Origin of the sequence: Neobacillus notoginsengisoli (assembly GCF_003515685.1) — a bacterium.
In the GTDB taxonomy this organism is placed as follows: domain Bacteria; phylum Bacillota; class Bacilli; order Bacillales; family Cytobacillaceae; genus Bacillus_D; species Bacillus_D notoginsengisoli.
On record NZ_QWEG01000010.1, the window covers coordinates 215,934 to 229,386 of the forward strand.

At 44.0% G+C, this 13,453-nt stretch carries 13 protein-coding genes; 9 read left to right on the forward strand and 4 right to left on the reverse strand.

What is annotated here, in order from left to right; genetic code table 11:
- Positions 1-2: 2 nt before the first annotated feature.
- Positions 3-3,392 (reverse strand): S8 family peptidase, encoded by a 3,390-nt coding sequence (locus D1B31_RS16505; protein WP_118922383.1) that lies wholly within the window; start codon positions 3,390-3,392, stop codon positions 3-5.
- Between the two features lie 813 nt (positions 3,393-4,205).
- On the opposite strand from D1B31_RS16505, the gene D1B31_RS16515 reads away from it, so the two are divergent.
- The 5 genes from D1B31_RS16515 (at position 4,206) to D1B31_RS16535 (ending at position 9,714) form a co-directional block, all read left to right on the forward strand.
- Positions 4,206-5,318, forward strand: a complete 1,113-nt coding sequence (locus tag D1B31_RS16515; protein ID WP_118922387.1) for a glycosyltransferase — start codon at positions 4,206-4,208, stop codon at positions 5,316-5,318.
- A 33-nt stretch (positions 5,319-5,351) separates the two neighbouring features.
- Entirely contained in the window at positions 5,352-6,434 is a 1,083-nt protein-coding gene (locus D1B31_RS16520; protein ID WP_118922389.1) for a YheC/YheD family endospore coat-associated protein, read from the forward strand.
- 114 nt (positions 6,435-6,548) lie between these two features.
- The gene (locus D1B31_RS16525; protein ID WP_118922391.1) at positions 6,549-7,328 is read left to right on the forward strand and encodes a HipA family kinase; all 780 of its coding nucleotides are present in this window, start codon (positions 6,549-6,551) and stop codon (positions 7,326-7,328) included.
- Positions 7,329-7,361: 33 nt separating this feature from the next.
- On the forward strand, positions 7,362-8,591 hold the full coding sequence (locus D1B31_RS16530) for a glycosyltransferase family 4 protein (RefSeq protein ID WP_275670727.1): 1,230 nt from the start codon (positions 7,362-7,364) through the stop codon (positions 8,589-8,591).
- Between the two features lie 133 nt (positions 8,592-8,724).
- A complete protein-coding gene (locus D1B31_RS16535) occupies positions 8,725-9,714 on the forward strand; it encodes a hypothetical protein (protein ID WP_158587575.1) in 990 nt (329 codons plus the stop codon).
- 63 nt (positions 9,715-9,777) lie between these two features.
- Here the strand turns inward: D1B31_RS16535 and D1B31_RS16540 are convergent, their stop codons facing one another.
- The 3 genes from D1B31_RS16540 to D1B31_RS16550 all read right to left on the reverse strand — a co-directional run bounded on the left by D1B31_RS16540 (position 9,778) and on the right by D1B31_RS16550 (position 11,250).
- Positions 9,778-10,011 (reverse strand): hypothetical protein, encoded by a 234-nt coding sequence (locus D1B31_RS16540; protein ID WP_118922397.1) that lies wholly within the window; start codon positions 10,009-10,011, stop codon positions 9,778-9,780.
- Positions 10,011-10,331 carry a YbjQ family protein gene (locus D1B31_RS16545; protein WP_118922399.1) on the reverse strand — a complete coding sequence of 107 codons (321 nt, stop codon included), beginning with the start codon at positions 10,329-10,331 and terminating at the stop codon, positions 10,011-10,013. The genes D1B31_RS16540 and D1B31_RS16545 overlap by 1 nt, the downstream gene beginning before the upstream one ends.
- Before the next feature lie 91 nt (positions 10,332-10,422).
- Positions 10,423-11,250, reverse strand: coding sequence for a sulfurtransferase (locus D1B31_RS16550; protein ID WP_118922401.1), 828 nt, complete (start codon positions 11,248-11,250; stop codon positions 10,423-10,425).
- A 179-nt stretch (positions 11,251-11,429) separates the two neighbouring features.
- Here D1B31_RS16550 and D1B31_RS25065 point away from each other — a divergent pair, with 179 nt between their 5' ends.
- From D1B31_RS25065 to D1B31_RS16570, 4 genes are all read left to right on the forward strand, one after another.
- The gene (locus tag D1B31_RS25065; protein WP_192894790.1) at positions 11,430-11,981 is read left to right on the forward strand and encodes a CueP family metal-binding protein; all 552 of its coding nucleotides are present in this window, start codon (positions 11,430-11,432) and stop codon (positions 11,979-11,981) included.
- A 136-nt stretch (positions 11,982-12,117) separates the two neighbouring features.
- Entirely contained in the window at positions 12,118-12,450 is a 333-nt protein-coding gene (locus tag D1B31_RS16560) for a YmaF family protein (protein WP_118922403.1), read from the forward strand.
- A gap of 109 nt (positions 12,451-12,559) precedes the next feature.
- Positions 12,560-12,826, forward strand: a complete 267-nt coding sequence (locus tag D1B31_RS16565; RefSeq protein WP_158587576.1) for a hypothetical protein — start codon at positions 12,560-12,562, stop codon at positions 12,824-12,826.
- Between the two features lie 33 nt (positions 12,827-12,859).
- Positions 12,860-13,339, forward strand: a complete 480-nt coding sequence (locus tag D1B31_RS16570; protein WP_118922407.1) for a DUF3221 domain-containing protein — start codon at positions 12,860-12,862, stop codon at positions 13,337-13,339.
- Positions 13,340-13,453 lie beyond the last annotated feature (114 nt).

Consider the following 13,453-nt stretch of genomic DNA (forward strand, 5'->3'; position numbering starts at 1 on the left):
GTCTATTTTTTTGAATTTTTTACAGTGACTTTAGTAGCTTTACTTATATTTCCGCCAGCATCTTTTGCGGTTACCGTCAGGACCGTTCCTGCTTTTTGTTTCTTAATCGCTATTTTGAAATTCCCTTTTGCATCGGCCTTACCTTCCCCAATTGTTTTTCCATTCGTTTTTACGGTGACTGTTGCATTGGCTTCTGTTTTTCCGGTCACGGCCTTCTGTTGATTCGTCACAGCATTCACTTTTGGCGCGGCTGGAGGGGTTTTATCCATTACGACTACTTTAACCGCTTTACTTATATTTCCGGCAGCATCTTTTGCCGTTAGCGCCAGGGCCGTTCCTGCTTTTTGTTTCTTAATCGCTATTTTGAAATTCCCTTTTGCATCGGCCTTGCCTTCCCCGATTGTTTTTCCATTTGTTTTTACGGTGACTGTTGCATTGGCTTCTGTTTTTCCGGTCACGGCCTTCTGTTGATCCGTCACAGCATTCACTTTTGGCGCGGCCGGAGGTGTTTTATCCATTACGACTACTTTAACGGCTTTACTTATATTTCCGGCAGCATCTTTTGCTGTTAGCGTCAAGACTGTTCCTGCTTTTTGTTTTTTAATCGCTACCTTGAACTTTCCTTTTGTGTCGGCCTTGGCTTCTCCGATTGTTTTTCCGTTATTTTTTACCGTGACTGATGCATTGGCCTCTGTCGTGCCGGTCAGGGCCTGATCACGCTCACTTACGGCTGCCACTTTCGGCGCTGCCGGCGGGATTTTGTCTAAAACGATCACATTTGCTGCGATACTTTCTTTTCCGGAAACGCTTGTTGCGGTAACAAGCAATGGGGTTTCTTCTTTTTGCTTTTTAATTTGCACTTTAAAGTGGCCGTTGGCATCCGTTTCGGCCGCTCCGAGTACGGTTGATTTTGAATTTACTCTTACAGTTGTACCGGCTGCCGCTTCTCCTGTCACCACTTCATCAAGATTACTTACTGGATTTACAAATGGCGTTTCCGGAATCGGTGAATCTTTAACGATTATTTTAACCGTTGACTCGGACTTTCCATTTTTGGCAACAAAATGCAGTACTTGATTAACCATTTGCGGTTTAATTGTAACGCTAAATTTACCGTCAGCTGCCGAAGTTCCTTTTCCTAAAAGCGTATCCCCGTTTCTCACTTCAATTTGAGTGCCTTTTGTAGCGGTTCCGGTTACTTTTTTGTCATTATCGGTCAGATTGTTTACGGTTAGATTTAAACGAACTGCACTTACCGCGCTCCAGGCATTCAATCTTCCCCATCCAGATGCGTTATCGTATCCAGGCTTCGTAGGAGAAATCGGATATGGAAATTCTGGATCAAAATACTCATTACTATTGTTGGTATCTTCAACAGCCACATTATCAGCGGTGTTTGTTAAAATGGTCTTTATGTCATCTGGAGTCAAACGCGGGTTTTGCGCAAGAAGCAGCCCGGCGACTGCTGAAACATGCGGTGCCGCCATGGATGTACCACTTAAGAACGTTACACTTCCATCAGGAAGCAAGCTTGGGATTTCCGTGCCTGGCGCGACGATATCAAGGCCCTCGCCGTAATTAGAATAATCAGAAACGATATCCAGTCTGCCTGTTGCTCCCACCGCAATCGTTTTATCTGAAGATGCAGGGTAGGAAACGTCCATTGAGCCATCATTTCCGGTTGCTGCCACCACTGTAACATTTTTGGAAGCGGCAAATTTCAGCATATCCTCGATGACTCTGCTCTTTGCTCCGCCTAAGCTTAGATTAATGACTTTTGCCCCGTGGTCTACAGCATATTTAATCCCTAAAGCGATTTGGTCACTATCACCAGAACCGGATGCATCAAGTACTTTTACTGGTAAAATTTTTGCTTTTTGATTTATACCGGCGATGGAATAATTGTTATCGGCCGCAGCCGCAATAATACCGGTGACGTGTGTTCCATGGCCTTCATCATCGTACGGATCCTTGTCGCGATTGACAAAATCATACCCTTCCGAACTTATCTTTCCTTCAAAATCAGCTAATGTGTCATCAACCCCCGTGTCAACAACCGCTATTAATACTTCTTTAAGATTACTAGAGTTAGAATTAACTAGCTGCTGTAATTTTGAATAGTTAATGTCCGCGCCGGATTTACCGAATTCCTGCCCGGTATTTTCCAGTGACCATTGATGGCGATACTGAATATCGACTGATTGTTTTTGGTATTTGTGGACCGGCTCGGCATATTCAACATCCGGCATTTTTGCAAAATGATTCGCAAGCGCCTGGACATTGCCGTTTGCCTTTAAAACAACAGTATTGCCAAGAACCGGGTCATTGGACTTTAACGATGCGGCGGATAAGCCGAGTGATTTGGCTTTTTGCTGAATGCCGCTGACCGTCTTCCCATTTTTCAGTTTAACAATTATTCGATCTGGGTCACTGTTTGAAAAGGCTAGGTTTGACTTTTTCAAAACATCAGCTACTTTTTGATCGGCCAGCTTCAGAAGCCCGATTTCTTTTGCCTTCTTTTCAATTTCAACCTTTACGTGTTCCGGGACATTTTTCAAAACGATTTCATATAACTCGTTAATCGCTTTCTGATCATCTGGCGTGAAGCGGTAGCTGCTTTGATCACTGTTTGCCGCGACATCCTTAAAGAGCGGCTTCAATTGTACAAGATCTTTATAAACGGTTTCCCTGATATTTTTATCCAACACCATTTTAGTTACAAGAAAGGGCGTCATTTTGTAATAAAGAGATGATAATTGCTTTCCTTGCTCTGTTTTCGATAAAAGGTTATTTCGAACTGAACGAAGCTGTGATAAAATTTCCGCACCCGATGTTTTATTTTTTGTACTTAATTCAACTGGACATGCTTCCCCTGTTATCGCACCCGGCGGCAGATTCACACCCTCATATCCAATTTGATAAGTCGCATTAAACGGTTCATAAGGCTCCCCTGTTTCAGGATCGATTCCCATTTCGTCATAGTATCCGCCATAAAACTCTACCTTGATATAGTATGGACCGGTCCAGGCAAGGGGCATATCGATTTGCGCCGGCTCCCCGCTGCTTATGTAAGCCCGATATGCATCAAATGTTTCATCCTTTTGGGCTCGATCGGAATTAGTATATACTGAAACGGATCCTTCAAAGGAACCTTTCAATTTAATTCTCATATGGGTGTCTTTCGCAATCTCACCCTGAGATGGGGCAACTTTGTACCATTGGACCTGTCCAGGTTGATTAAATTCCCCCTCAATCATTTGCCCCTTTTCCAACTGTATCGGCTCATCCAGCAATATAGAGCCTGCGCGCGCGGCAAATGGTTGAAACATACTGACAAATAAAGAAAAGATGAGCACGAGTGTTGCAAACTTCCCAAGAACTCTTTTATTCATAACAATCCCCCTCCATGATTTTGTATAGTTAAGATAATACTAGAGTAGTTTAACAGATAATGGCATTCTTTTCTAGTTTAAGGAAATTCGACAAGTTCATGTAGAACCCAAAAAAGACGGTTCGATTTGGGGCGAAAAAGATGTGATCACAGAGAATAATGGGGAAAAACAAAAAAAAAATATCCAAATAGCATGTTGTTTGACGAATTTTTTTAGTTACTGCGTTTCATTGTTATCAATCCTATTGTTTTAATGATTAGAAACTCCCGAGGTGATTTAAAATGCCACTTACTTGGCCTTCATGGCATTTAAAAGGGGAATTTTTAGTAAGAAAGAGTAATTTAGAGAATGTAATTTGCCGCGGTGCCATAAGCGACAATCTCCTGGTATCCTTCAATTTTCTCTGTTTAAAATTTATTATCGAAACTGTTGGGATGCAAGATTTTTAAAGCTGGGTAACTTTATAGATTGAAGATTTACGTATTTATGATTGAATTTGATTGCGTGGAAGGCACGTAGACTACTCGATAACGCATCACTATAAGACTGAATATATGAGACACTGAAGATGTATACGGTTATGAAGGAGAAATCTGGTTCATTGGTGAGGATTGAATAAGGCCATCCAACATGTTCCTGAAATTATATTTCCAATAAAAAGCGAGTCCTAACAAGATGGACTCGCTTTTTTCATTTTTGGAATATAAAAGCCTTTGGAGAAGGCTAGTAACCATACATAAAATTCTTTTTTCCATATGGATATAGAAAAGCTTCCGAAGACTGAACGGTGAGAAATTTTGCAGGGGTGATTTCATGCAAAACGGCGGTGCGATTCGAGTACTGATGCTTCTTGATTATCTAAATATCAGCGGGACAAAGTCATATGTTAAAGGATTGGCGGATTACTTTATTCCCCTCGGGATACATGTCGTGGTTGCTGGAAAAGACGGTTCCTATTCGAAAGTCCTTGAGAGGGCCGGCTGCACGGTTTATTCTGTTGATTTTTCCGGGAATGCAAAGGGGATCAAGGCGAAATTGATTGATATCATTACCCGCGAAAAAATAACAATCATTCACGCGCACTCACCGCGGGCAGGGGCAAGTGCCGCAGAAATCGCGCCGATGCTCGGGATTCCTCTTGTCGGGACTTTTCATGGAACATATTATAACAAGAAGAAAATGCTGAAAATAGCTGAAGCAAGTTCAGCCATCATCAGCGTCAGTCCGGCGGTAAAAGCTTATTGGAAGAAACTTGGCGTCCAGTCGTTATACATTCCCCTGACTATTAACCTGGAGGAATTCCGTTTTCTCAAAAAAACAATCATTCGCAGGCAGCTTGGCATTCAGGACAACGCGTCTGTTGTTCTATATGCGGCCAGGCAGGAAGGGAAAAAAGCGGCCATCAGTCTGGATGTCATGCTGGCGTGCAGAATGCTCCGGATGACGGAAGGTTTTGGTCGGCTTCAATGCGTCATTGCCGGTGACGGGAGAAGGCTGCCTGCCGTGAAAAGAAAAGCAAAGGAATATAACGCTGAAAACGGCAAGGCGTATATCCATGTAATTGGCGGTCATTATGATATGCCGGCCCTTTTTTCCTCAAGCACCGTTGTTATAGGGACGGGTCTTTCAGCGTTGGAAGCAATGGCTTGTGAAAAGCCGCTCATTGCGGCAGGCATCCAGGGGTTTATTGGAGTTGTGGATCAGAACAATTTTGAGATGAGTTGGAATAATGGCTTTGGTGATCATCAGTTTGACCGGCTGCCACCATTGCACCCTGAACGGCTGGCGGCCAGCCTGAAGGGGGTGCTGTCCTCCCAAAAGAAGCGGAAGAAGCTTGGGAAGGAGGGGTGGCAAATAGTTAAGAGCCATTTTGATCGAACGGTCAACAATCGAATCATTGAGCTCTACGAATCTTTGATTCAGTAGAAAGTTAATAAACATGACAAGGCAGAGGGTTCTATGAACAATTCTTATATTGGCATTCTGGTAAATAATGAAACTTTTCGAACCATCCCTTCTGGAAGAACGGGTTTTGAACATCTTCCATTTTATGAAGAGGCCGGAAAGGAATATGGGATAATTCCATGTTTTTTGCGCCTTCAGGACATCGTCCCGGGCGAAAGGACTGTCCGGGCGTATGTGAAAAATAAAAGTAATCATTACGTAAAAAAACTTGTGCCGGTGCCGAAGGTCATTCATAACCGCGCGATTTTCAGGACTGTGCCGCATAACAAAAAGATTCAGCAATTGATAGATGGCGGAATTATTATTTTTAATAAGAGAAACCGGTACTCTAAACTTGAAATCCACGAACTGCTGTCACAAAAGAGTGAATTCCTCCCGCATTTGCCGATGACAATGAAAGCGAATCAAAAAAACATCCTTCAAATGCTCAAGCGCTGCGATTCACTGATTGTCAAACCGGAGCGGGGCGGTTTAGGCAACGGAGTCATGCTGATCAACAAAATGGAAGATGGTTACCTCTGGACCTTCAGGAACCGGAAGACTGGTAAATATAATAGGACCCTTTTTGGAAAGGAGTTGCCGAAGGAATTAGCAAGGCTCCTGTCGAAACGCCCTTATCTCGTTCAGGAAAGGATTTCGCTGGCAACGTTTCAGGGCAATCCATTTGATCTCCGGGTATCTGTCCAAATGAATGGATCTGGAAGGTGGCAGGTCACCGGAATGGTCGGCAAAGTGGCGAGTGATGGCAACTATGTAACGAATATTGCCATGGGAGGCAAGGCTTACCCACTTGATATTCTCTTAAAGAAAAATAATTTGAATAAGGCCAAGGTCTATAAAGCGGTTGAGAATTTTTCAATCCGGGCGGCCAAACGGTTATCAGCCCAAATTGAGGGACTGTCAGACCTCGGCTTTGATATTGGCTTAACGGGGGAAGGATTTCCAATGTTTATTGAATGCAATGCAAGGGATCACCGAATTACCTTCAAGAATGCGAAATTGGAGTCAGTGTGGAGAGCTACACATACAACTCCGATGGGGTATGCAAGTTTTTTGCTGAAAAATGTTAAAGGATGACGGCCTCCTGGAAAAGACTTGGGAATATAGGCGAATTATAGGCAGTCGGCCGTTGCTGTTGCTCGGCTGCTGAATAAAATAAGGAGTAAAACGGTTACCTGGAGGTGGATGCAAGTGTCAGTGACCACGACCAAATATCTTGGCCCAATGGGCAGCGGCTTTACCAATCCCCAGTTATTCGAGTGTTCAGATGGAAAAATGTATGTCGTGAAACTGATGTCCAATCAACAGGGCCTCCGTACCCTTCCAAACGAGCTGATTGCCTACCGGCTTGGCAGATTGATGAAGCTCCCTGTTGTAAAAGGCAAAATTGTAAAAATCACAGCTGAATTCCTGGATGCTCATCCGGAACTTAAGGGGGTGGCTGAGCCGGGACCCCATTTTGGGAGTTTATATATCGCAAAATCAATTCATGCACGCAAACGGGCGATTCAGAGATGTTCCAATTTGCATGAGTTGCCGAAATTCATTGTATTTGACTACTGGATCAATAATGATGATCGGTATAATAACAGCCGGAACTTTATCATTGATAAAAACCGGTGGAAAATTCATTTGATTGACCACGGCAGCTGTTTTTGCGGGGCGGAATGGCGGATTGATAAATTAAATAAACACTTCAGGAACGTGTATCCCCATTGGGGGGAAGTATCGCTTAGATTTTTGCCATACATGGACGGTCCTTCGCCGTTTAAGAAGGCACTGAATTTGCTTGAGTCCATTACGGAAAAGCAAATTTGGGACTGTACAAAGGGACTTCCAAAGGAGTGGAAAGTAAGTGATGAGGAGCTGGAGTGTTTAGTCAGGCATCTAGTAAACCGGAAACCGCTTGTCCAAAAAGCATTGGAAGAAATCCGGCCAAAATTCCCGATTTGGAGTAAACATAGAGATTAATGATCAAAAAGGATTGATGAAATGGGAAAAGCAATGAAAATCCTATTGTCCAGCATCTTTTCACTGCCCAGCACGGGGGGATTATGGACATATGTTACTCAATTGAAAAAATCTTTGGAAGCTGCGGGGCACTCCGTCGACATTTTTGCCCGCCATCCTAACTTACACAGTTTTTATTTATTTAATGATAGTGGGACCCGTGTTTCGTTTAACATTCCGAAGGGAAAGCTTGGGCTTGCTTTAAATAAGGATTTTGAAAAGAGTAAGGAAGTCGACCCACAGATTTTAAAAATGGAAACGCTTCGCACTGTTCACAAAGAGGCAATTGAAAAAGCCGGATTGGAACAGTATGATCTTATCCACGCGCAGGATATTCTTTCAGCAAGTGCAATGGCTGGTAAGAAGCCAATCAAGACTCCGCTGATTTTAACGGTTCATGGCTGCTATACGACTGAACAGCAAATTGCTGGCAGGATTGGCAAAAAGGAGTCTCCGGCTTGGAATTACAGTGCCCGGCTTGAACACGCCGGCATATCAGGCAGTGATTTTACTATCTTTCCGTCCAAGTATATGAAGGAAATGTATGTAAGGGAATTTTCGATACGGGATAAAAATTTGGAAATCATCCCAAATGGAATGGATATTCAAGGCTTTATCAAGTCAATGGGGAAAAAGCCAAAACCACAGCCGCCGGATCCGGATGGGAAAAAAGTGATTGCCTGTGTCGCGCGCCTGACGAAAATCAAGGGGCATAGCTGCTTGTTTAAAGCGCTCAAGAAGCTTAAGGAAGACCGGACTGACTGGGTGTGCTGGCTGATTGGGGACGGGGATTTAAAAAGGAACCTGAAGAAGAGGATGAAGAGACTTGGGCTTGAAAAGCACATTATCTTTTTGGGGAAACGATCCGATGTCCCGGCGTTACTGAAATTGGCAGATATTTGCGTTCTCCCTTCCCTGCAGGAAAACTGCCCATATTCCATTATGGAAGCCCAGGTGGCAGGCAGATGTGTGATTGCATCAAAAGTTGGTGGCATTCCGGAGATGGTGGGGAACGGCCGTACCGGATACCTTTTTGAAAAAGGAAGTAGCAGGGCCTTGTACAAGCAAATAAAAAAGCTGCTGGATCATGAACCAGTAAGAATGGGGATAGCCCGGGAAGCAAAAGGGTGGGGCCGGCATCAATGGTCCATGGAAAGGGTTGTAAAACAGACACTGGACGTCTACAAGAAGGGCATTGCAAAAAAACGAAAGCGGAAACCTTAACTAAAAAGGGTAAAGTGAGACTGGATCCGAAAGGAAATTAATGAAAATGAATTCGGAAAAAATAATAAAAACCTGGGATAGAAAGCATTTCTCCAAGAAGCTTGAGCCTCATTTCGGGAAAGGAATTTCTCTTGTGGCAAGTGATATAGTCTGCCTCAAGGATACAAAAAAAAGCAGTATTTGGAAGCTGTCCATACGTAAAGAAGATACATCGTTCCCGCTCATTCTAAAAATTCTCCCCTCTCTTGATATGCTGCTAAATAAAGTTGAACTCCATATGTATCAGCATCCGCCTTCCGAATTGACTTCTTTTTTTCCCGGGATTTTTCATATTGAACCAAATGTTAGCGATGGAGAGACATGGATTCTCGTGCAGTATGTATCCCCTGTCAGATTTGAGTGGAAAATGTCCCCGGCTATTTTTGAGAGGATCATTCCTGTAATCAGTTTGCTGCATGCCAAGACACATGAACAGGTTTATACTATTAAAGAACAATCCATTTCAGAGGTTATCCCCATTTATAAATCGAAAGAAGGACTCACGAAGAGAAAAAGGCTTGTGAAGGGTACAAGAAGCTATCTTGAGCAGGCCATCGAAAGTGGCGATTTACAGCAATCTGAAAAATCCATATACAAGAGAATTATAAATTTGTTATCCTCAGGGCCGGTAACTTTCCCTGAACTGGAAACCGCTGGACACAGTATCATTCATGGTGATCTTCATATGAGGAACATCTGCCTGGCCAAAAATCCTGCGGGAAACAGGGAAAAATTACTATTCATTGATTGGGAGTCGACTGAGTATACTTCCGGCTGGTTCGACCTTGGCCATCTCGTAGGCGTTCTTATTGAATTCCGCCCCGATTGGCAAAAAGAAGAGGCTGACATTCTGAAAAAATGCATTACCTTGTATACGTCCGAGCTAAAAAAACATGGAATTGTGTTAACTGAGAATCCCATCAAGCTTTATAAAATGGCCTATGTCCAAAGAATATTGGATCGGTGGCTCCACTACCAGTTGCGGACCGTTATTCTTAAAAACAGTCCGCATTCTGCAGATATTTTAATCCCCAGGTATCTGGATAAACTGGATAGGTGGGGGAAGGAGCTTCATTTGTTTTAAAAGAAAAAAATGCTCAGGGCGAACCTGAGCATTTTTGTGTGTGCTTTTTTTTTTGACCTGCAGCTATCGTTCCTTCCGATAGTACCGCTCGCCGGTTTCAGGGTTATAATAGACTCTCTCTTTTTCACCTGTGACTGGGTCGATGTTCACTTCGCTTGTCGCAACGAAGCCCGGTGGCACAGCTCCGTTCAGGTCTTTCTTGTACCGCTTGTCATAAATGAAATAGCCAAGCAGGATGACAACGATTACACCGATGAACTGCAGCAGGTAAAACCCGCCGGCAATCAACCAGCCCATTAAAGTTTCTCCACAACGGCCGCAGTGCCATAAGCAACGATTTCGCTCATGTTCTGGCCGATTTCCCCCGAATCGAAACGCATCATGATAATTGCATTGGCACCCATTTGGTTGGCATTTCTAATCATCCGGTCCATCGCTTCTTTCCTGGAATCCTCGAGCATCGAAGTGTATTGTTTAATTTCACCGCCGACAAGCCCTTTCAGCCCGGCCATAATATCGCCGCCAAGTCCTCTGCTCCGCACAATCAGCCCGAAAACAGGGCCCTTGATTTCCTTTACCTGGTATCCTTCGATTTTTTCTGTTGTCACGACTAACATTTTTATCACCTCATTTATAGTTATTCGCTGTAAAAAAGGACTTTCCTGTTTGATAGATAAAAATCGGAGGTTATTTTTTGCAAAAAAGCCCTTACTCAATCTCGTTATCTTCGTAAGAAATCCAATCACTAAAACTCCCAAGATAAAGCTTGACGTCCTCAAAGCCTGACTCCTTTAACGCTAAAAAATTCGGAATTGCGGTTACGCCTGAGCCACAGTACACAATGACCTCTTTGTCCGAGTCAATGTCAGAAAATCTCTTTTTTTGCTCATCAATCGGTTTAAAGCTGCCTTCCTGGAGGCCTTCCATCCATGGCTTGTTGATGGCGCCCGGAATATGCCCTTTCTTGACGTCAATCGGTTCCTCAAAGCCAACGTATCTTTTCTCTTCGCGGGAATCAATTAAGACGGCGTTTTTGTTTTTGCCAAGCGAAATCTCCTTCACTTCATCCATTTCGGCGAGAATGGAGGAGTCGACCTCGGCACGGAATTCCGTTTTTTCAAAAACAGGCAAGTCTGAAGAGGTTGGATAATTTGCATCTGTCCATTCCTTGTAGCCGCCATTTAGCACATGGACTTTCTGATGGCCGAGATATGTAAGCAGCCACCAAAATCTTGCGGCAAAAGCGCTTTCGCCATTGTCGTAAGCAACCACTGTTGTCTGTTCATCAATCCCTGCGCGCTCAAGTTTTGCAATGAGTTCATTCAGGTCGGGCAGGGGATGCCTTCCTCCGTGCGTCACAACTGGACCGGATAAATCCTTTTCCAGGTCAAAATAAACCGCGCCTTGGATATGGGCTTGGTCATATTCATTTCGTCCTTTGTGAGGGTCAGCCAGCGAAAACCGGCAATCTACAATCCTAAGCTTTTCTTCGTTAACATGCTTGAGAAGGTATTCCTTATCGACGATATACTTCAATTAAACCCCTCCTTATGAACAATTAATTTCATAGTAACACGAAAGATAGCAAGGAGTTATGCAGGGACAATTGGAAATATCCCTTTTAAAAAAGTTTGTAAAATTTGTGAAGTGGTGAACGAAGTGGCGCGAGAATGATATAATTGGTTTATCACAAGAATTAGGTGGTGACTCCAGAAATGAAGTTAAGAGCCTTATTGGTTGCGTTGCTTGCTGTAGTGGGATTGGCTGCCTGCAGCGGGGAAACGGCCAAGGAAGAAAATACGCCGCAAGGAAATACAGCAAATCAAGGTGAACCAGCTGACATCAAAGAAATGGTGAACGGGTATAGCACGGGCGCCCTGACGGCGAAATCAGCGTCCATTACATCAAATGAGCTAATTGTGACAAGCGAAGATGGAAAAGAGGAAGTATTCGACCTGCCTAGTGATGAGTTTTTCGTCTCTATTGCTCCGTATGTCAATACAACCCATCCTTGAGGAACCCATAGCTTGACAGGTTGTCAAGGAGAGTTTGCGAATGAGGAATTTGCCATGACGATTGTAGATGTGGATGGCAAAGTGGTTTTGGACGAAACAGTAAAAGCCGGTGAAAATGGGTTTGTTGACCTATGGCTGCCGCGGGATCAAACGTACAATGTGAAAATTGAGCATAATGGCAAAAAAGTAGAGGCAGAGCTTTCTACATTCGAAGGTGACAATACGTGCATCACAACGATGCAGTTGAGGTAAACACAAGACCCCGAAATTCGGTTTAGCAGCCGAGCATCGGGGTTTCTTTTTCTTAGTTGAAAATGCCTGGTCATACTCTACCTCTAGTAGAAATACATATAGAAAGACTATGTTTTTTAAAAGGGGGATTAAAGGAATGGCAGGAAAAGATGATTTCGTTCAAGGGTTTGTGCCAAACCACAACCACGGCTCGGTTGATTATACATCCGTGAGTGACGGGCATGTCCATCAGTGCCTCGATGTGACCTCGCCTCCGATTCAAACGCAGGATGGTTCGCATATTCATTATACAGAGGGGTATGTCGTTTATGAGGACGGCCATTCGCATCGCTATCAGGCGTACTCGGGCCCAGCCATTCCGGTAGGCAACGGCATGCATGTCCATTATTACGATTTTTACACATCCGAGAACGATGGCCACCGCCACCGAGTCAGGGGCGTCGACCATCCGGCGCCGGGGAATAAATGAAGATATGGAATGAAAGGTGCGGACAGCTTGTTGGAAAACAGGCTGTTTTTCTATGGAAAGGTTTTTGAGAGAAGCGCAATTAGGAGTTAACCTTAGCAACAATCCCCTGATGGATGGAAAAGAGATCGTTTTGAACGGAGGGTATCGAATGAAACTTGCCGCGGGGTTATCCGCTATTTTACTTGCCATTGGATTGGGGGGGGGGGGTTTTTTTGCGGGAAAGGACAAGAATGAAGGCACTGAAATAAAAGGTAATGTTGATCCCATAGTAACCTACGAACTTGATGAAGGTTTGCAACTCGGGATGTCATGGGAGGAAGTCCTTCAGTTGTGGGGCGAGCAGCCGACGATATTTGAAAGGAAAATGGATGGGTAGGCGTACACAGCCTTTCAGTTCAGGACGGGGCAATTGGATATAACGGGTCCTAAAGAAATACTAATCATCAGCAGGGAAGCCCATCAGTTTGGAAAAACAGGCAAGATCATATTCTTATTTTGGAATGACGAACAAAAGGTCCGGGATTATGCGATTTGCTACCGAACGGAGGAATCGAAAGAATTCAAAACCTTTTATACGGGTGAAGCTGGGAAAAATCAGGCTTGTGGGACGGACGGTTATGTTTTCATAAAAGATAAGGAACTGTTTTTTGTCGCTGAGGAAGATGTCCCTTCCTTTGAAAATGACGGGGAAGCCACGCACTATTTTGAAAGGAAATCGGAAGAAGAAGGGTTGGAGGGACTTCTGCTCCGGTTTGGACAGAACCTCGGTGCAAAGAAATTTTTAAAAACAGGCGACAAAGTGAAAATTTGGCTCGATACCCCAAGCGGCGGGAGTCCGGATCCCGACAACATCGTCAAGCAGCTTAACATTATGGATTTCTCACTGTGAGGCAGGGGACGGTTCCGCTGCTTCATTCGGGTCCCGAATGAAGCAGCGGAACCGTCCCCGTGCTTCATTGTGTATAATGGGATAAAAAGGGAAGGTTCTCTTTTATAGGGGGGA

Excerpts from the sequence above, each read along its gene's own strand:
- D1B31_RS16505 (WP_118922383.1), bottom strand. The coding sequence starts at position 3,392 with ATGAATAAAAGAGTTCTTGGGAAGTTTGCAACACTCGTGCTCATCTTT.
- D1B31_RS16515 (WP_118922387.1), top strand. The coding sequence starts at position 4,206 with ATGCAAAACGGCGGTGCGATTCGAGTACTGATGCTTCTTGATTATCTA.
- D1B31_RS16520 (WP_118922389.1), top strand. The coding sequence starts at position 5,352 with ATGAACAATTCTTATATTGGCATTCTGGTAAATAATGAAACTTTTCGA.
- D1B31_RS16530 (WP_275670727.1), top strand. The coding sequence starts at position 7,362 with ATGAAAATCCTATTGTCCAGCATCTTTTCACTGCCCAGCACGGGGGGA.
- D1B31_RS16540 (WP_118922397.1), bottom strand. The coding sequence starts at position 10,011 with ATGGGCTGGTTGATTGCCGGCGGGTTTTACCTGCTGCAGTTCATCGGT.
- D1B31_RS16545 (WP_118922399.1), bottom strand. The coding sequence starts at position 10,331 with ATGTTAGTCGTGACAACAGAAAAAATCGAAGGATACCAGGTAAAGGAA.
- D1B31_RS16560 (WP_118922403.1), top strand. The coding sequence starts at position 12,118 with ATGGCAGGAAAAGATGATTTCGTTCAAGGGTTTGTGCCAAACCACAAC.
- D1B31_RS16565 (WP_158587576.1), top strand. The coding sequence starts at position 12,560 with ATGGATGGAAAAGAGATCGTTTTGAACGGAGGGTATCGAATGAAACTT.